The sequence below is a fragment of the Marivirga sericea genome, assembly GCF_900177665.1.
Classification (GTDB): Bacteria; Bacteroidota; Bacteroidia; order Cytophagales; family Cyclobacteriaceae; genus Marivirga; species Marivirga sericea.
The window spans coordinates 186,086-204,673 of sequence record NZ_FXAW01000005.1 but is presented as its reverse complement, the minus strand read 5'-3'; the positions used below and the strand labels follow the sequence as shown (position 1 = coordinate 204,673).

Sequence of the window (18,588 nt, the reverse complement as noted above, 5' to 3'; positions counted from 1 at the left end):
CTCTCATTTAGAATTTAAAATTTAGGTAAAAATGTAATTAATTTAATAATAGATTTTAAATTTTAGATTAATGGGCTTATATTTGAATGTAAGATATTTAAACACTTTCGACATGAAGAGACTTTTACTCGTACTATTATCAGCATTATTTCTTGGTGCATGTGCTCAGAAAACCTGCCCTACTTATTCTTCTAATGATTTGAACTTAGATCAAGAAGCTTCTTCAGTAGAGCAGTCAGTTTAGTTTTCAATAGACTATTCAATATATTTTTTTACGTCTTGAGCTGTAATTGTGTCAGCTCCTAAGATGATAAGTCTCTCCACTACATTTCGAAGCTCTCGAATATTACCACCCCAACTATATTCTTTTAATTGATTTAGTGCGTTTTTATCAATCGACTTTTTCTTTGATCCATGCTCTTCTGCAATATCGCCCAAAAATCTTTCAACCAATTCAGGAATATCCTCTTTTCGTTCTTTCAAAGGGGGTACATTTATTCTAATGACGCTCAATCTGTGAAATAGATCCTCTCTAAATTCACCTTTATCAATAGCCTCTTTGAGATTTTTGTTTGTGGCTGCAATAATTCTCACATCCACCTTTATATCTTTATCTCCACCCACTCTATTAATCTTACTTTCTTGCAAAGCCCTGAGAACTTTTGCTTGTGCCGCTAGTGGCATATCACCTATTTCATCTAAAAATAAGGTACCACCCGTTGCTTGCTCAAATTTTCCTATTCTCTGTTTTACAGCTGAAGTGAAAGATCCTTTTTCGTGCCCAAATAATTCACTTTCTATCAATTCAGAAGGGATCGCTGCACAATTCACCTCTACCATAGGTAGTTTTGCTCTGTCGCTTTGCTCATGGATTTGACGCGCAACTAGTTCTTTACCAGTTCCATTTTCACCAATGATTAGCACTCTCGCATCTGTTGGGGCTACTTTAGCAATAGTACCTTTTACTTCTTCTAACTCTTTTGAAGAGCCGATCATTTCATATTTTTTGGAAACTTTTTTTCTCAGTGTTTTAGTTTCCGCCATCAGAGTTGATTTGTCCAGGGCATTTCTTACAGAAACTAATAGCCTATTTAGGTCCGGTGGTTTAGAAATGAAATCAAAGGCTCCTTTCTTTGTGGCTTCCACTGCATTGTCAATTGTTCCGTGAGCCGAAATCATAATGAATGGTATTTCAATACCTTTTTCGTAAACTTCATTAAGAAGTTCCATGCCGTCCATTTTTGGCATTTTAATATCGCAAAGAACTAGATCATAATGCTCATTTTCAATCTTTTTGAATCCATCAGCACCATTGGCAACTTCTTCTACTTCATATTTTTCGTATTCCAATATCTCCTTTAAGGTTTGGCGGATACTGGCTTCATCATCTATCAATAATATTTTTGCCATATTTATACAGTTTTCGGTAATTATAATCAAAAAAAAAAAATTACAAGCCTATAAGCCGAGTTCTGTTCGCCCTCAAATAAATTTGAAAGCGCTCTTATCATTTATCTAACGCAGTCTACCCCTTTTTACCACCCCAATTAATTCAGGATTTTCGGACGAGCAGCCCTTATTCCCCAGCTACAAAATAGCTGAGGAAGCAAAAATGTATGTGACCTTACAACCCGAAAGGTTTACCGTGCACCTGAATATTACTATCCAAGACGGTGGGCTCTTACCCCACCTTTTCACTATGACCGTGTTATATCAGCAAGCTGATCAACATGGCTACCTGTTTTCTGTGGCACTATCTGTTCCTGATTATATCAAGACCCTTGGTTTCTCAAGGTACGGTGCTCTATGTTGCTCGGACTTTCCTCCCCCCGATAAATCGGAAGGCGATAAGACAGCTTGTAATTTTTATAATTGTATACCTTTGGCAAAAATAAGACCAAATTATGGATTTGGAAGAGTAAAGGAGGGAATTAGTTGAAATTATTAAACCAAAAAGAAGGCAAGTTTAATGCACATCTTGCCCTGTTAGTTTATGTTCCCAAGCATCTGCTACTGTTGCAACTTCTTCTATTATATCTTTTAATACCGCTTCAGTGGCGCTTTCTTCTAAAATTGCTGCTTCTACTCGGATAAAATCATCTACTAAAACAAAGCGCGCAGAACAAAAGGTTGCGTTCGCACGAATAAGGTTTTCCAAATTAATTGTTGTACTAAACTCACAAACCTTTGAAGTGAACTCGATGCTAGGTTTATTGGTAATGTCGCTTGTTTTTAAGGTACCTAGCACTGCTTGATATCTATTTCCTCCTAGTGGATAAATCACAACTGATTTATTAGTGTCGTATTCTTGGAATTGGCCACCTATCTCGTTGGCATACGATTCCATAAATTGATTAAAGTTCATAAAGCAGTAAAATTTTCTTATTTAAAAAATACATAATTCCTTAATGGAGGAAATTTATATAATAACAAATTTAGTAAATTATAGTATAAAATTTAGATAAAATTTTATTTAATCTTTACTAATGTGGCTCCATAGCCAAATTTCTCTTTATGAGTGTCTTTAAAGAATTGAATATTATGGTGTTGTGATAGTTGTTTATGAATATTATCTCGTAAGACGCCATTTCCTACCCCATGAATGAAGATGATTTCATCTAAGCCAGCCACAAAGGCTTCATTTAGCTTTTCCTCAAATTTTGAGAGCTGAATTCGTAAAATATCCTCCTTTGGTAGATTTTCATAATAGGGATCAATTGTCTCAATATGTAAATCTATTTCTGGAGTCTTAGCAGTACCTTTTTTAGTGTTTCGGTAATCCTTTGTTTCCTCTTTGCTAGTAAAAAAACTATCTCTTAATTTATCAATGTCAATTTTTTCTGGTTCGACCGTTTCTTTGTGAGATTGATTTAGAGCGATTAGATAGCCTTTTTTATTGAGAAATGGTATTTCACCTTTTTCTTTCTGAAAGTGCTTTGATTTAATTTTAACAATTATTTTTTCTGGTCTCATAGGAATAGACCATTTGCTATTTTCAGTTAGGATTGTAAACGAAAGTGGAGCCCAGGTATTGAGATGATCCATATTTCTTTCCGTTATTTTAGTGAATTTTTCAGCAAATATTTTTTCAGATAAAATGGTCTTTTCTTCATTTTTCCCATTTACTTCATTTGCCATAAGTAGAACATCTTCACTTGATGGATTCAAAAAATAGATGCTATTTAGATGATCATTCAGTGGAATAATAGCTAAATGAAAGCCTTTTAGTTGATTAGGTTTTTCATATACCGTTTTTTGCTTACTGGGCTTTTGACTCTCGTAGTTTGGCGTGTCAAATGCAGTACTTTCGTCAGAAGATACCACTACTAGTTCAGATTCCAGTACAGGAATAGCGAAACCATCCTCAATTTCTACTTCAACTAAAGACTTATCCAGCATCTTAACAACAATGCCTTCTTCTGTGCCTTTCATTAACCTTACTCTATCACCTATTTGCATAATTACTTCTTTTAAAAATATAAAGGATGCAAAACTACTGCTTTTCCATCCCATTCTACAGCAGGAAACGGAATTTTAACTGTATTGATTACTTTAAGTATAATCTTTAACCATTGTTGTTCTACTTCAATTTTGCTCAGGTTTAGATCAAGACTTAGCAACCATTGTCTGTTAGCCTTATATCCATTACTAAGATTATCTTTTGGAGTTCCATAAACCATTTCATTTCCACTGTAGCCCATTGAAAACTGCAGCCAAGGAGGGAATTTATTATTTGGACTAAAAATATTGAGATCAGTGCTCAACCAATATGTTTGGCCATTGTAGTCCTTAATTAATTGTTCAATGTAGTTATTTCCAAGAGTATTAGGCCTCAATCTAGAATATGAGCTTTGTGAAAATGAAAACTTCGGATATATATAATTCTGATCGAAAAGAAATTGCTGATAGGGGAGGAAAGCTCCGACTGTATTTGCTAAAGCATCACCCCAAGAAGCACCATAGCTTGCGGAAAAACCATCAAATATTTCAATCGGAAGCATCATAATTGTTGCACCTATGCTACCGTAAAGCATGGCTTTATTAGGATCCATTCCTGAAGTTTTCAGTAGCTGATAATTAAGATCAGCTAGATGATAGGAAGTGTAAACATGGCCAACTTTGTCCATTTGGAGCCATTGCTGATTATCATTGAAGAATTTAAAAGATTGTGAGTTGCTATCTTTGTACCAAAGAAATCCTAGGCCTACCATACCAGCTGTATACAATACACTCTCAGCAATAATGATATTCTTTAATTGCTTTTTGTCGATGCTATCTGTTTTAATTTGTGTAAAGGCAGAGCTTTGGAACAGAATAATAACAATAAAAGCCTTTATGAATATCCTCATGATCCAAAATTAAGGATATTTAATAATTAAGCATTATCTAAGGCTGATTTGTAAGTGTCAAGCGCGCGCTGCCTTGCTTCTTTATGATCAACCATTGGTTTAGGATAATCAGAAGAATTTACCTCAGGTACCCATTTTTCGATGTAGGCTTTGTTCTTATCGAATTTATCAGTTTGGCTGTAAGGATTAAAGATTCTGAAATAGGGTTGAGCATCAGTTCCGGTGCCAGCGGCCCATTGCCATCCCCCATTATTAGAGGCTAATTCATAGTCCAATAATTTTTCAGCAAAGTATGCTTCTCCCCATCTCCAATCGATTAAGAGATGTTTGGTCAAAAAACTAGCAGTAATCATACGAACACGATTGTGCATGTAGCCGGTTTGATTCAATTCTCTCATGCCAGCATCAACGATAGGATAACCTGTTTTGCCTTCACACCATTTTTGAAAATCTTCTTGGCTATTTCTCCACGGAATGGAATCGTACTTTGACTTGAAGGCTTTGTTTACAACGTGCGGATAATTGGCTAAAATCATGCTGTAGAAGTCTCTCCAGATTAATTCATTAAGCCATGTATCATTTAGTTGTTGAGCATGAGAAACTGCCTCACGGATGCTAATAGTACCAAATCTTAAGTGAATTCCTAACCTGCTTGTTCCATTTTTTGCTGGGAAATCTCGCTGGGTATCGTAGTTCTCAATGATGCTGCTGTCGTATTTTTTCTTGGGAATTGGAATGTCAGATTTTTTGAATCCAATATCTCCTAAGCTTGGTAATTTTGCTTCGAATTGATGGAAATTCGCTTTGCTTAAAGAAATTTTGTAAGGATGAAGATGTCCTGATTGCAGTTTTTCTATCCACTTATTTTTGAAGGGTGTAAATACTTTATAAGGTTCATTACTGCCGCTTAAAATTTCATCTTTTTCAAAAATCACATGATCTTTGAAGTGATAAAAATCAATTCCTTTGTTTTGTAATATGTTATCGATTTTTTCGTCCCTTTCAAGGGCATAAGGTTCATAATCACGATTAGTAAATACAAATTGAACATCATATTCTTCTACTAACTCCCTGAAGACGTCTTCTGGCGTTCCATGTTTTACGAGAACGCCAGAACCAATTTTTTGCAGTTCATTATCGATGTGCGTCAGTTGATCATGAATGAAATTAACTCTGGCGTCTGACTTATCATTTAGATCATCTAAAATGTCTGAATCAAAAATAAAAAGAGGTAGAACGGGCTCATTTTCTTGCAGGGCATAGTATAAAGCAGTGTTGTCAAAAAGTCTTAAATCTCTTCTAAACCAAAAAATTGAAATTTTACTCACAGCGAAAGTTTTTGTTTGCAAATTTAACTAACCAACTAATGAATAGGTTTTCATTACTTTGAATTTTCGTCCTCTTCTCTAATCACAGCATCGGTATTGATGTTTTGTGGCTCTGATGGCTCTTCTTCCTCTTCTCTTTTTTGTTTCTTCTTTTCAGATTCGAAAATTTCTTTTAACTGATTAAAACTAGTTACATGCACTAAACTGACCCCCGTACTGGTAGAGGCAGTATTGTTAATTCTATCTAGAGTATTAAAATTAGTTCTATTATAGATTTTGGCCCTTAGTTTTCCATCTGGAGTTAGTAAGTACTCCACTGACCAGTCCCCCAGTATCCCTAGAATTTCTTGATTCACATTATCAGTCTCGCCTTGCGTAAATCCACCATCTCTTGTTATTCTGAGTCTGCCACCAAGGAAACTGTAAGATAAGCGCAGCTGAAATGTATTGAACTGATCTTCATCAAATGAGCCCAAATCAACATCAATTTCAAGGTTTTCATCGATTTGCGTTACCCAGTAGCTTAGTTGATTCGATAAGAATTCACTAACTGAATTGCCGACCGATCCACTCACAGCAAATGAAGCTCTGGGAGATAATCTTCTTAGAATAATTAAGCTAAATACTTGCCTTTTAAGTTCTTGTTCGTTTGCTTCTAATTCTGATTCAAATGCAACAATACTTGTTCGAAGTGGTATTTGTCCGCTGTTGGTTAAAACATAATCTGGATATTCTGAAAAGCTAATATCAAAATCTACTTCCGGCTGTAATAAATCACCTTGCAAATCCAATATCACTTTAGCAGGATATCTTCTTTTTAGCTCTGGGGAGTCAGCAATGGTTGAATCTTGTCCCATATCAACTATGGGTAACAAGGAAACATTTTGTTCATAAATTGCTTTAATATCCAAATTTGCTCGGTACGGATCTCCATCCCAAGTGATTTGACTTCCGGGTTGGATGCTAAATTCTTTGTTGATTATATTGTATAGAGTAAAATTATAGCCTCCTTCTGTAAGTGTATAGTCTCCGATCATTGAAAAGGCCCCATTCGTGTCTATGTTCATGCTTAATTTGCCATTTCCTCTACCTCTGATTATATCGCCAGACTTTATATCGAATATTATTTCTGCATATGCGTCAGGTGTAAGTTCTAAATCGAGGTTCATGGTCACTCCTTTAATATCAATACCTTCTGATTTATTAATGATTTGTGTTTTAGTATTGGCTGTATCAGCTACATTTATAAAATTTATATAATCTTCTTGTTCTACAGAAGAGGTGCTTTCTACTGGGATGAAGATTCTTGTGCCCTTTTCCGATTTGGCATTAGCATTTATGGTCAGATTCCCTACACTTCCTAAAAACGAAACCTCACCACTTGCAAATGCCGTCCCATAGTAAAGTTGATTGTCCCTTGCAGAGGTATTCAGCACTTTAAGATTGTTCATTACTCCTTTCAGGTCCAATCTTAAGTCCGTAAAGCCGTCATGTAAGAGATCACCATTTAGTAATGCTGTGTTTTCTTGATCATCAGTGAGTTGCATGTTTACAAAAGAAACTTTGTCTTGATCAAAATCAATGTTTCCGGTATAATCATAGTAGGTATTCAAATAATTAACTCTAATTCCACCATTAGTGATCTTGCCAGTGCCATTAACTATAGGTCTTTTTAAATTACCTGTAATTTTGAATTCGCCATCTACTTCTCCTTTCATGTCTGAAAAGATTGTGTTAATAAAAGGTTCAACTATCACTAAGTTCGTTTTGCTTAATTTTGCCTTTAAATTCAGTGGGTTTAATTCATTAGTTGGTAAGTAACTCCCTTCTATTTTTATGATGTCTTGTTCTTGTCGTCTTACAATATAATCCATCATTAATTTTTGACTTAATGGTTCCCAGTTTGAATATCCATTAATGTCACCTATTAAAAACTCATCTAGATAGAAATTAAATAAGCTTAACTCAGTAGAAAGTAGAAATTGATTTTGGAAATTTTGGATGTCAATAAAACCATTGGCAGTGCCTCTGAAGTTATGCTGTTCTACAAGCTCATTTATATTTTCTATATTAAAACTATCGATATTAATTAATAAGGATTTAGTAGAATCAGTGGAAAGGGCCCCATTTGCTATGATACGCTCATTTTCTGAGGCGATACCAAAATTCTTAAAGACATAATTATTTTGACTGACCATTAAATTATTGTTTTCTACAAAATTCCAGTTCTTTGAAAAAAACTTTATATCGGATTGTGCAATATTCAGATTTATAGTGTCTTCTAGGAATTCTAATTTACCGCTGATTTGAAGGTGATTTTCGCTATTTACCTGGTCGAGAAAAGTGGTGAAATTAATTTCCCTTCCAGTCCAATATAGCTCCATACTTAGATTTTCACTTTGTATGTTAGAATTTAAGTGTTGATTAGATGAGTTTATAAATCCAATTCCTAAGACATCCTGGCTCAGGTGATATTTGCTAAAATTCAGATCAATTGTACTATTAGAGAATTCGTAATTTTCAAAACTCAAAGAGTCGAAGGTAGATTCGATAAAAATGTTACTGTTTTCTCCGTTTTGGAATTGGCCTGTTATGGCAGCCCCTTTTTGCACGTATAAGTTAGGGATAAATAAATTTAATAAGGGGTTAAGCTCTTTAATAAGGAAATCAAAATTCACTGTATATTCTTCTAAGTTTACAGTCGAGTCAATAGTTGAATAGTAATTTTCAATTTTGACTTTATTATTTTCAATATTGAGTTGGTATTCTTTTACAGTTCTAAAGACATCTTTGTAAAGCTGAGTAAATTGATAATCACCTTCGATATTTGCTCTAAAGAGGTCAGAATTAATCTTTAATTTTCTATATCCATTTCCTTTGGAAGTGCTTAGGATTAGAGAATCTAATTGAACAGAATTATCTCTATAAACAGCATAGATTTTTTGCAAGGAAGTGTTTCCTTCAATACTATCTAATGTTATACCACTACCATTAAGATTTCCTTTCGCTGTTAGTATAAAATCCTCTTTAGTGATATTCAAGTCTTTAAAGTTAATAGTGTCTAAATCTGCAGTAATATTGATTAAGTTTTTTTTATCTCTTAAGTCAATTGAACCATCCATTTCAAACTTTAAAAGCGGATCCTTAATTTTTAGTTTTCCATTGAAAAACTCAGAGGCTAATTCCGCATTTGTAGTAATGTTTTGATATTCGTATCCATTGATGCCAATCAAATTAATATTTGCATTTAGGTTCACCTTAGCAGTTTCCAAGGCAAAACCTGAGCCGCGTATATTACCCGTCATTTGAATTTTTTGGAAAATGGAATCAGCATCTAAAAACTTACCTAAATCAAAATTGTAAGTGGAGATGCTTCCTTTATAAGTGGAGTTTTTAGAATCATTCGCTATTTTGAGATTTAAATCCGATTCCACTCTTCCTAAAGGTGAAATAAAAACTCCATCCGCCACAAAATCTGAAGGGAATCCGATGAAGCTTCCTCTAAAATTAGTAATGCCAAAATTCTGTATTCTTCGAAAGGCTAGACTGTCATTTACATATTGTTTAATATCTGCAGGAACTAAGGAGGAATTTAGTAAATCTATATCAATAAATGCTTCACTAAAATTTGGTAGTCCATCCATACTTAAATCTCCTTTAATAAAGCTGGAGTTCCCAAATTTCATGTCAAGATTTCGCGCTTTGAATTTTTTTACTTTCCCATTGAATCTTCCAGAAAGATTAATTTTTTCATCATATTTTAGTAAATATGGTGCAAAGAGCGCCAGATCTTCTGAATAGATAATAGAATTTTTGAAATTGGCATTTATATTCACAGAATCAATGATGTAGGAAAGATCGCTAACGCTATTATAATTGAAGACAACAGAATCGGCAATGGTGCTTTTATTCAATTCTAGATTTAACTCAGTAAGGGAAAGTCTACTTTGAGATATTTCAAAATTTGTATTTAAATGATGAATTGTAAGATTTGTAACTGAATCGATTGCTGATAACTGATTGATCTGGATTTGGATGGTATCTGCTCTACTCGAAAATCTGTTCAAATCAGCGTTTAAATCATGCAAAATAAACTGATTATAATTAAAGCCTTCTTGGATACTATCTGTATCTAAATTAGCAACTCCTAATGTAATATTGGAAAGTGAGGCCTCTCTAATTAATAGGTTTTTTGCTGATCGTTCCGAAGTATCTTTTCTAGGGGCGGATAAATTCCTAATGGCTTCAACTAAGTAATCTATATTAAAATAGTCATCACCTTTTTCCCTTATCAGCATTACTCGTCCTTCATTAAGTCTTAAATTATCGAGCAAAACGCTTTCATCATTAATTAGCTGCTTGATATCATAATCAATCCAAATTGATTGAAGGTTTATGAAGGTGCTTTGATCCTTGTTTTTAACATGTAGTCCCGATAGCGTAATCTGATCAAACCATTCAATATTTATTTTTTCAATACTAATGTCAAAGCCTAATTTTTCGCTTAAATAGTCACTGCCGTATTGAGCTACTTTGGTTTGAACAGTAGAAGACTGCATAGCTAAAACCAAAACACTCATCGAAAAAAAAAGTATAAGGAACACCCATAATATTGCTTTTGCAATACCTTTTTTAATACCTTGCGTTATATTTTGCTCCTCTTTCAAATTTTATGGATATCAATATTTTAGCCATCGAATCTTCCTGCGATGAAACTTCTGCGGCAGTTGTACAAAACGGGAAAGTACTTAATAATATTATAGCTACTCAGTCGGTTCACGAAAAATACGGGGGAGTAGTTCCCGAATTGGCATCTCGTGCACACCAACAACACATTGTACCAGTTGTAGAACAAGCGCTTTCCGCTGCAAATATAAGCAAGAAGGATTTAAAAGCAGTAGCTTTTACGCAAGGACCTGGTCTCTTGGGAGCATTATTAGTAGGGAGTAGTTTTGCCAAGTCTCTGGCATCCGCTTTGCAAATTCCATTAATCGGTGTGAATCACATGCAAGCACATATTTTAGCTCACTATATTGAAGATCCGAAGCCTAATTTTCCTTTTCTGTGCTTAACAGTCAGTGGAGGACATACCCAAATAGTGAAAGTAAGTGATTATTTGGATATGGAGATACTGGGTGAGACAAAAGATGATGCAGTAGGTGAAGCCTTCGATAAAATCGCAAAAATTATCGGCTTACCTTATCCAGGTGGTCCGATGATTGATAAACATGCGAAAAAAGGAGATCAAATGGCATTTCAATTTCCCGAAACTGAAATGCAGGGATTTAATTATTCTTTTAGTGGAATAAAGACAGCAGTCCTTTATTTTTTGCAGAATAACAGTCAAAAAGATTCTAATTTTGTAAGCGATAATCTGGATGATATTTGTGCAAGTGTACAACATCGTCTAATCACAACATTATTACAGAAATTAAAAAAAGCATCCAGTTATACTGGAATCAAAGAAATAGCAATTGCGGGTGGAGTTTCCGCCAATTCTCATTTAAGGAAAATGTTGGCGGAAACAGGAAAGGAATTAAATTGGAATACTTACATTCCCAAATTTGAGTATTGTACTGATAATGCTGGAATGATCGCCATGACTGCCCATTTTAAATATCAACAGCAAGAGTTTTTGGGTATGGATGCAGCGCCAATTCCTAGAATGAAATTTTCTATTGATAAAAAAGCATGAAAGAGACTTTTCAAAAAGGAGATAAAAAAATTCATAGCTTTCTAGTAAAAGCTCAAGATGTAGCACATTTTGAGCAAGAAGCCGTACATGATGTTTGTGCTACCTTTACTTTGGCAAGAGAGATTGAATGGGCTACGCGATTATTTGTTTTGGATATGCTGGAAAAAGGAGAGGAGGGAATTGGATCGCATCTAAATATTGAGCATTTATCTCCTGCTCTGGTGGGTAGTGAGGTAAATATTGAGGCAGAATATCTAGGAGTCAAAGAGAGAGAAATACTATGTAGTTTTATTGTGAAGGTTAACGAAAGAATTGTTGCAAAGGGAACAACAGGTCAGAAAATCCTTCAGAAGGAAAAATTGAATAAGATTTTTAACAGACTTTCGGAATAAAGTGTTAATTTTTGTTAGAATTGTGAAATATGAGTGATAAAAAAGAATTTAGTACTTCAGTAACAGTAAAAAATAAAAAAGCCCGATTTGAGTACGAGTGGTTGGACACTTACTTAACGGGAATTGTTTTACAAGGAACTGAAATAAAAGCTATTCGATTGCATAAAGTAAGTTTACAAGAAGCTTATTGCTATATTCACCGAGGAGAAGTTTTTGTAAAAGGTATGCATATTGGACACTATGAGCTAGGTACTCATTATAATCATGAAGAAAAGCGTGAACGTAAATTGCTGCTAAAAAAACAAGAAATAGAAAAAATTAGAAAGCGAATGGAGGAAAAAGGCTTAACCCTAATTCCTACCAAGCTGTTTATTAATAATAGAGGATTGGCTAAATTAGAAATTGCATTAGCGAAAGGGAAGAAAATGCATGATAAAAGGGACAGTATTAAAGAAAAAGATATGAAACGTGAACTGTCGAAAATGAAATTTTAATCTATGATTTCGGTTAAAGAAAAAGGTATCTGTAGATTAAGTATAGTTCCTGTTCGTGCAGCAGCTTCTGATGCTGCGGAAATGGTAACACAATTGTTGTTTGGCGATCACTATAGCGTTATTGACCTATCAAAAGACTTAAAGTGGGTGAAGATAAAAATTTACTTTGATAGTTATGAAGGGTGGATTGATATTAAGCAGTTCCATTACATCACCGATGAGTATTTTGAACAAATAAATAATTCTGACTATAAAATTTGTACAGATTTAACCGCAAGTATCCTATATCATAAGCATTTACTGCCTGTAACCATGGGTGCCATTATTCCCATTTCTACAAATGAAATATTTGCAGTGGAGGAGCATTTAGGATTCAACGGTGAAGCAAAGTCTCTGAGTGCCAGAAGAGATTTCGATTTCCTTAAAAACATTGCAAAAAGATATTTGAATGCTCCGTATTTATGGGGAGGAAAATCGCCATTTGGTATTGATTGCTCTGGTTTTACTCAAATTGTATTTAAAATCTGCGGATACACTTTAAAGCGAGATGCCTCGCAACAAGTAGAGCAAGGTAAAGCGATTGAAGGATTAGAAAATGCACTTTCTGGAGATCTCGCTTATTTTAGAAATGAGCATAAGAAAGTAACGCATGTCGGTATTTTACTTGATAATCAGGAAATTATTCATGCTTCTGGTAAAGTAAAAATTGATTTTTTAGATGAAAATGGTATCTTCAATGCTGAACAAAAAGGTTATACACATTATTTGACTGACATAAAAAGAGTTTTAGCATGAAAAATTGAAATGCTTTTCGTGCTTGATTAAAATTTATAAGCATGAAAATTGGTTCCAAGCGCGCATTAGTTTTAAATCAGGATTATAGTCCCATTACGGTTTGCAGCATCCCTAAAGCTTTTCTTTTATTGTATTTGCAAAAGGCAGAGCTAATTGAAAATAATGAATCGCTGCAATTGCGTACCGTTGATCGTTCATTTCCGTTTCCTTCCGTCATTCGTCTTACAAAATATGTCAGCATGCCTTACAAAGGCGTAATGCTTACCCGTCAAAATATTTTCAAAAGAGATGGGCATGAATGCCAATATTGTGGGACTTCCAAGGACTTGACTTTGGATCATTTGATTCCAAGATCAAAAGGAGGGAAATCACTTTGGACTAATTTGGTGACCGCCTGTAAAAGATGCAATGCTAGAAAGGGAAATAACTCACCAGAAGAGAGTGATTTGAAGCTTAAAAGAAGACCTTTTAAACCTAATTATGTGATGTTTATCAGGGATTTTTCTGGGCAGATAGATGAGAAATGGATGCCGTTTCTGAAAACAAAGCAACTCAGTGCTTAATCCACAAAAAAGCCGCTCTGCTGGCGCAGAACGGCTTTCCTAAAAGTGAATAGTTGGTGTAAGATGTTACCTTAAAAATAACAATTCTCTGTATTTAGGCAATGGCCAAAGCTCATCATCTACGTATAATTCTAACTTATCAGCCGCATAACGGATTTTGTCAAAATAAGCTTCTTTTATTTCATCACAATACTTCATAGCTTGTTCATTTACATCCTCAATTTTATTCAGCTCTTTTCTCTTCTCAATCATATCATGCACCAAGCTTCTTAAATCTTTTGTGTAACCGCTGATCAATTCTATGTTTTTCACGATTTCACTATTATCTAGCTTTAAAGTGCTTAAGTTCTTAGCATTTTGAGCTAATGTATTTTGATATTTTACTGCTGTCGGGATGATTTGATTCAATGCAATATCACCCATCAATCTGGCTTCTATTTGAATCTTCATCATATAATTCTCCAAGTATATTTCGTTTCTGGCTTCCAATTCTTCAGGAGTCATCACGTTATGCTTTGCAAAAAGCTTTTTAGACCTGTCAGTTACGAACGACTGTAAGGCTCTAGGTGTGTTTTTTACATTAGCTAGCCCTCTTTTTTCTGCTTCTTTTTCCCAATCTTCTGAGTAACCGTCACCTTCAAATCTGACTTTTTTCGAATCTTTAATGTATTGTCTCAATATGTTGACAATCGCTATTTTCTTATCAGTTCCTTTTTGCATTTCAGCTTTAACTGACGCATGGAATTCATTTAATTGCTCTGCCATGATTAAGTTCAATATTGACATAGGCTGAGCCACGTTCTGGTCTGAACCAACCGCTCTAAACTCAAATTTATTCCCAGTGAAGGCAAATGGTGAAGTCCTGTTTCGATCTGTATTATCTAAGATAATTTGAGGAATCTTGTCTATGCCTAACTTCATATACATATTATCCCCTTTATCGATCTTAATATTACCTTTTTCTTCCAATTCGTCTAAAACGGCTGTTAATTGAGAACCAATAAAGACAGACATTACTGCAGGAGGTGCTTCGTTAGCTCCTAATCTGTGGTCATTACTTGCGGAAGCGATTGAAGCTCTTAATAACTCTCCATTTTCAGCTACCGCTTTTATAGTATTCACTAAAAAGACTAAGAACAATAAGTTTTCCCTAGCACTATTGCTTGGCTGGAATAAATTAACACCAGTGTTCGTAATCAATGACCAGTTGTTGTGTTTTCCACTTCCATTTAGCCCTGCAAATGGTTTTTCATGGAATAAAACCTGTAAATCATGTCTTTCCGCAACTCGGTTCATTACATCCATCATCAAACTGTTATGATCAGTTGCCACATTAATATCTTCGAATAGTGGTGCCGCCTCAAACTGACTTGGAGCTACTTCATTATGTCGGGTTGAAATCGGAATGCCTAATTTTAAACATTCAATTTCAAAATCTTTCATATAATTATAAATCCTACTTGGAATAGAACCAAAGTAGTGATCGTCTAATTGTTGACCTCTTGCCGGATTATGACCAAATAAAGTCCTTCCTGACATCAATAAATCAGGACGTGCTGAATAAAGCGCTTTGTCTACTACAAAATACTCTTGCTCGCAACCTAAAGACGCATTTACTTTATTGACATTTCTGTCAAATAATTGAACCACTTTAGTAGCTGCTTTATCGACTGCTTCTACCGCCTTCAATAAAGGTGCTTTATGATCTAAAGCTTCCCCAGTGTAAGCTACGAATATGGTAGGAATACATAAGGTTCGTCCCCAAACAAACATAGGAGAAGATGGGTCCCAAGCCGTATATCCCCTTGCTTCAAAAGTAGTTCTTAAACCACCGTTAGGAAATGACGAGGCATCAGGCTCTTGCTGCACTAACATAGAGCCAGCGAACACTTCCAAGCCCTTCTGCGCATTGAAGAAAGAGTCATGTTTTTCTGCAGTAGAACCGGTTAAAGGTTGGAACCAGTGAGTATAGTGAGTTACCCCTTTGGAGATTGCCCAAGACTTAACAGCAGAAGCAATCTGATCTGCAGTTTCCATATCTATCTTTTTGCCTTTATCAATGGCATTACTTACTTTTTTGAAAACATCAGGAGCTAGAGTTGCTTTCATTTGCTCCAATGTAAATACATCCTGTGCAAAATAGTCAGAAATTTTGTTAGATGGAGCTTCGATTCTGTCTGTTGTTCTTTTAGAAACAATATCGAGAGCATTAAATCTTAAATGAGCCATATTTATGATTATTGGTTTAAATTTAAACCAAATTTAGGTAAATTTTTGTGAAACATTTGATTTTAGGGTTGAAAATTATTTTAAATACAGTAAATGAAGTGAAAAACACGGTTTTTTAGCTTAATGATATGGGTGTTACATAAAAAGCTTTCATGTGTCGAGTTTTGCTAACGTAAAATATCAATTTAGCTGATAATAAGAATGTTAACATTTTTTTTGGAGTGACCAATAGGTATAGGTGTAAATCTCATTCTGAGCAGTGCTTAATGCTAAAAAGATTTATATTCAGGAATTTTAGCCTTAACTTTGTGTTTCCATTTGCAAAAAGTTAGGCATGAACAAAAAAGTTGCATTTTATACACTTGGTTGTAAACTAAATTTCTCTGAGACCTCCTCCATTTCAAGAATGTTTGAAAATAGGGGATATGAAAAAGTGGATTTTCAGACCACTCCTGATATCTTTATTATCAACACATGTTCAGTTACAGAAAACGCTGATAAGAAATGCAAAAAGGTCGTAAAAGAAGCTAAAAAGATCAATCCTGATGCTTTTGTGACGATTATTGGTTGTTATGCACAATTAAAACCCAAAGAAATCTCTGAAATCAAAGGTGTAGATGCAGTATTGGGAGCTGCAGAAAAATTCCAGCTGATTGATATACTGGACGGATTCACCAAAACAGATAAACCTCAAGTTTTAGCCTCGGATATAAAAGAAGCCAAGCGTTTTAATAATGCCTTTTCTATAAATGATAGGACTAGAACGTTCCTGAAAGTTCAGGATGGGTGCAATTATCATTGTGCTTTCTGTACTATTCCATTGGCGAGAGGTAAAAGTCGGAGCGATGCTATTGAAAACATCGTAAAAAGTGCTCGGCAAATTGCGAGTGAAGATGTGAAGGAGATCGTATTGACAGGGGTCAATACCGGAGACTTTGGAATTCAAGATGGCAAAAGAAAAGAGCGTTTTATTGATTTGATCAAAGAACTTGATAAGGTAGAGGGAATAGAGAGGTTTAGAATTTCCAGTATAGAGCCCAATCTATTGACAAACGAAATCATTGAATTTGTCAGTCAATCCAAAAAATTTGTTCCTCATTTCCATGTACCCCTTCAAAGTGGAAGCAATAAGATTCTGCGAAAGATGAGGAGGCGATACTTACGGGAGCTGTATGAGGACCGGGTTGCTAAGATAAAGCAACTAATGCCTAATTGTTGCATAGGAGTAGATGTGATAGTAGGGTTTCCAGGTGAGACGGAAGATGATTTCTTGGACAGCTATCGCTTCTTGCAAGAATTACCTGTTTCTTATTTGCATGTTTTTACCTATTCGGAAAGAGCAAATACTGATGCTAACGACATGGATGAAGTTGTCCCTATGAAAGTAAGGAATGAGCGATCCAAAATGTTAAGAAGTCTTTCAGAAAAAAAGAAAAGAGCTTTTTATGAAGAAAATATGGGTAGGGAAGAAATTGTCCTTTTCGAAAATGATATTCATGATGGTTTGATGGAAGGCTTTACGGATAATTATGTGAGAGTGGTAGCCAAATATGACCCTATATTGATCAACGAATTAAAAAAGGTCAAGCTTTCTAATTTAACCCCTGAAGGTTTGATGGAAGTTTCTGAAGTAGAGGGAGAAGTATTGCTACATTAAATTTTTTGCTTTAAAAAGTATTAAAGTATACTTCAATTTGAGCGGGCTTTTATTACTCCCGCTCTCCAAACTTTAAAACCTTAAATGCTCCTTAAACAGCAATAAGTCGTCTTTCAGGCTAGAGTTATCATTTGTAAAGTCGATATGGTTTTGAAGCTTAGTTTCAGGATTAACAAGCAATTCCCTTAGTTTCAGATGCTGATTAATGAAAGTGAATTCCATTTCAGGATAAATAGCCTTTAATGCATCTACTATATCCAATACTTGTAAATTTTTGTCCACTACATTGTAGTAGCCTGATGGAATATCATTTTGGATCGCTACTTGCTTTAAAATTTCAGATGTTTTTTGAATGGGGACGAAAGGGCGATGTTGTTTGCCGTCACCATGGATGGCAATTCGCTTATTAAAATTGGCATCAAACATAAAGCGATTGATCACTGCATCAAATCGAACAGCATTAGCATACCCATAAACGTTGCCTAGTCTTAAAATTTGTGTGTTGATTTTTTCCATCAAACGCGCCACATGCTCTTCCCCCCGTAGTTTTGAAATGCCATAGATCGTCCTAGGATTAGGGGGATGATTTTCCTCTATGATATCTTTCGAAGACCCGAAGACTGAAACGCTACTGGCAAATACAAAATGTTCTACATTTGATTCTTCTACAGCATAAACCAGTTCGGCTGTGCCCCAGTGATTACTTTGCTCAAAATAGTGAGGATCGGCATCGGCAAAAGGTGTGGTTACCTTCGCTGCCAAATGGATGACTGTATCAATTCCCTTTAAAGCTTTTTTAAGCTTTCTTGTATCTAATAATTCCCCTTGAATAAAATTGATTTTGTCTTGATTGGGGAGTTTTTCGCCTAAAAAGAAATGATAGTTATTGCGACTGAGGTTATCATATATAACAATTTGTTCTACTTCAGGCAATGGTAATAACTTTTCAATCAAAGCGGATCCAATATAGCCGGCCCCTCCTGTAATCAATACTTTCTTCATGCTGTGTTCGATTTAAACAAAGCAAAAGTAACTTATTATTGGGGGTTGTAAAAATTAGGGTAGTTTTAGTTAGTTTAAAATTGG

15 protein-coding genes and 1 other RNA gene are annotated in these 18,588 nt (G+C 34.9%); 7 read left to right on the top strand and 9 right to left on the bottom strand.

Annotation, left to right across the window (positions count from 1 at the left end; translation table 11 throughout):
* Positions 1–112: 112 nt before the first annotated feature.
* Complete coding sequence (locus B9Y84_RS20935) at positions 113–244, top strand: hypothetical protein (protein ID WP_262494121.1); 132 nt, start codon at positions 113–115, stop codon at positions 242–244.
* 11 nt (positions 245–255) lie between these two features.
* Here the strand turns inward: B9Y84_RS20935 and B9Y84_RS12700 are convergent, their stop codons facing one another.
* From B9Y84_RS12700 to B9Y84_RS12670, 7 genes are all read right to left on the bottom strand, one after another.
* The gene (locus tag B9Y84_RS12700; RefSeq protein WP_085517756.1) at positions 256–1,410 is read right to left on the bottom strand and encodes a sigma-54-dependent transcriptional regulator; all 1,155 of its coding nucleotides are present in this window, start codon (positions 1,408–1,410) and stop codon (positions 256–258) included.
* 35 nt (positions 1,411–1,445) lie between these two features.
* Positions 1,446–1,864: RNase P RNA component class A (gene rnpB, locus B9Y84_RS12695), an RNA gene on the bottom strand.
* A gap of 102 nt (positions 1,865–1,966) precedes the next feature.
* Positions 1,967–2,347, bottom strand: a complete 381-nt coding sequence (locus B9Y84_RS12690) for a hypothetical protein (protein WP_245830865.1) — start codon at positions 2,345–2,347, stop codon at positions 1,967–1,969.
* 122 nt (positions 2,348–2,469) lie between these two features.
* Complete coding sequence (locus tag B9Y84_RS12685) at positions 2,470–3,459, bottom strand: Smr/MutS family protein (protein WP_176223793.1); 990 nt, start codon at positions 3,457–3,459, stop codon at positions 2,470–2,472.
* An 11-nt stretch (positions 3,460–3,470) separates the two neighbouring features.
* Positions 3,471–4,349, bottom strand: a complete 879-nt coding sequence (locus B9Y84_RS12680) for a DUF2279 domain-containing protein (RefSeq protein WP_085517753.1) — start codon at positions 4,347–4,349, stop codon at positions 3,471–3,473.
* 26 nt (positions 4,350–4,375) lie between these two features.
* Positions 4,376–5,677 (bottom strand): cryptochrome/photolyase family protein, encoded by a 1,302-nt coding sequence (locus B9Y84_RS12675; protein WP_085517752.1) that lies wholly within the window; start codon positions 5,675–5,677, stop codon positions 4,376–4,378.
* Positions 5,678–5,730: 53 nt separating this feature from the next.
* The gene (locus tag B9Y84_RS12670; protein WP_085517751.1) at positions 5,731–10,344 is read right to left on the bottom strand and encodes a translocation/assembly module TamB domain-containing protein; all 4,614 of its coding nucleotides are present in this window, start codon (positions 10,342–10,344) and stop codon (positions 5,731–5,733) included.
* A gap of 5 nt (positions 10,345–10,349) precedes the next feature.
* Here B9Y84_RS12670 and tsaD point away from each other — a divergent pair, with 5 nt between their 5' ends.
* From tsaD to B9Y84_RS12645, 5 genes are read left to right on the top strand one after another with little or no spacing between them, the layout of a single operon-like run.
* A complete protein-coding gene (tsaD, locus tag B9Y84_RS12665; protein ID WP_085517750.1) occupies positions 10,350–11,372 on the top strand; it encodes a tRNA (adenosine(37)-N6)-threonylcarbamoyltransferase complex transferase subunit TsaD in 1,023 nt (340 codons plus the stop codon).
* Positions 11,369–11,764 carry a thioesterase family protein gene (locus tag B9Y84_RS12660; RefSeq protein ID WP_085517749.1) on the top strand — a complete coding sequence of 132 codons (396 nt, stop codon included), beginning with the start codon at positions 11,369–11,371 and terminating at the stop codon, positions 11,762–11,764. Before tsaD ends, B9Y84_RS12660 begins: the two co-directional genes overlap by 4 nt.
* A gap of 29 nt (positions 11,765–11,793) precedes the next feature.
* Positions 11,794–12,258: an SsrA-binding protein gene (smpB, locus tag B9Y84_RS12655; RefSeq protein ID WP_013452226.1), complete on the top strand. Its 465-nt coding sequence runs from the start codon at positions 11,794–11,796 to the stop codon at positions 12,256–12,258.
* Positions 12,259–12,261: 3 nt separating this feature from the next.
* Entirely contained in the window at positions 12,262–13,053 is a 792-nt protein-coding gene (locus tag B9Y84_RS12650) for a C40 family peptidase (RefSeq protein ID WP_085517748.1), read from the top strand.
* A gap of 41 nt (positions 13,054–13,094) precedes the next feature.
* The gene (locus B9Y84_RS12645) at positions 13,095–13,616 is read left to right on the top strand and encodes an HNH endonuclease (RefSeq protein ID WP_085517747.1); all 522 of its coding nucleotides are present in this window, start codon (positions 13,095–13,097) and stop codon (positions 13,614–13,616) included.
* 66 nt (positions 13,617–13,682) lie between these two features.
* On the opposite strand, the gene B9Y84_RS12640 is transcribed toward B9Y84_RS12645, so the two are convergent.
* The gene (locus B9Y84_RS12640; RefSeq protein WP_085517746.1) at positions 13,683–15,845 is read right to left on the bottom strand and encodes a glutamine synthetase III family protein; all 2,163 of its coding nucleotides are present in this window, start codon (positions 15,843–15,845) and stop codon (positions 13,683–13,685) included.
* A 334-nt stretch (positions 15,846–16,179) separates the two neighbouring features.
* On the opposite strand from B9Y84_RS12640, the gene mtaB reads away from it, so the two are divergent.
* Complete coding sequence (mtaB, locus tag B9Y84_RS12635) at positions 16,180–17,502, top strand: tRNA (N(6)-L-threonylcarbamoyladenosine(37)-C(2))-methylthiotransferase MtaB (RefSeq protein ID WP_085517745.1); 1,323 nt, start codon at positions 16,180–16,182, stop codon at positions 17,500–17,502.
* A 72-nt stretch (positions 17,503–17,574) separates the two neighbouring features.
* On the opposite strand, the gene B9Y84_RS12630 is transcribed toward mtaB, so the two are convergent.
* Positions 17,575–18,504, bottom strand: a complete 930-nt coding sequence (locus B9Y84_RS12630; protein ID WP_085517744.1) for an NAD-dependent epimerase/dehydratase family protein — start codon at positions 18,502–18,504, stop codon at positions 17,575–17,577.
* Positions 18,505–18,588 lie beyond the last annotated feature (84 nt).

Coding starts and splice junctions, on each gene's coding strand:
- B9Y84_RS12650 (WP_085517748.1), top strand. CDS start 12,262: ATGATTTCGGTTAAAGAAAAAGGTATCTGTAGATTAAGTATAGTTCCT.
- B9Y84_RS12680 (WP_085517753.1), bottom strand. CDS start 4,349: ATGAGGATATTCATAAAGGCTTTTATTGTTATTATTCTGTTCCAAAGC.
- B9Y84_RS12660 (WP_085517749.1), top strand. CDS start 11,369: ATGAAAGAGACTTTTCAAAAAGGAGATAAAAAAATTCATAGCTTTCTA.
- B9Y84_RS12685 (WP_176223793.1), bottom strand. CDS start 3,459: ATGCAAATAGGTGATAGAGTAAGGTTAATGAAAGGCACAGAAGAAGGC.
- B9Y84_RS20935 (WP_262494121.1), top strand. CDS start 113: ATGAAGAGACTTTTACTCGTACTATTATCAGCATTATTTCTTGGTGCA.
- B9Y84_RS12690 (WP_245830865.1), bottom strand. CDS start 2,347: ATGGAATCGTATGCCAACGAGATAGGTGGCCAATTCCAAGAATACGAC.
- B9Y84_RS12640 (WP_085517746.1), bottom strand. CDS start 15,845: ATGGCTCATTTAAGATTTAATGCTCTCGATATTGTTTCTAAAAGAACA.
- B9Y84_RS12645 (WP_085517747.1), top strand. CDS start 13,095: ATGAAAATTGGTTCCAAGCGCGCATTAGTTTTAAATCAGGATTATAGT.
- tsaD (WP_085517750.1), top strand. CDS start 10,350: ATGGATATCAATATTTTAGCCATCGAATCTTCCTGCGATGAAACTTCT.
- smpB (WP_013452226.1), top strand. CDS start 11,794: ATGAGTGATAAAAAAGAATTTAGTACTTCAGTAACAGTAAAAAATAAA.
- mtaB (WP_085517745.1), top strand. CDS start 16,180: ATGAACAAAAAAGTTGCATTTTATACACTTGGTTGTAAACTAAATTTC.
- B9Y84_RS12630 (WP_085517744.1), bottom strand. CDS start 18,504: ATGAAGAAAGTATTGATTACAGGAGGGGCCGGCTATATTGGATCCGCT.
- B9Y84_RS12700 (WP_085517756.1), bottom strand. CDS start 1,410: ATGGCAAAAATATTATTGATAGATGATGAAGCCAGTATCCGCCAAACC.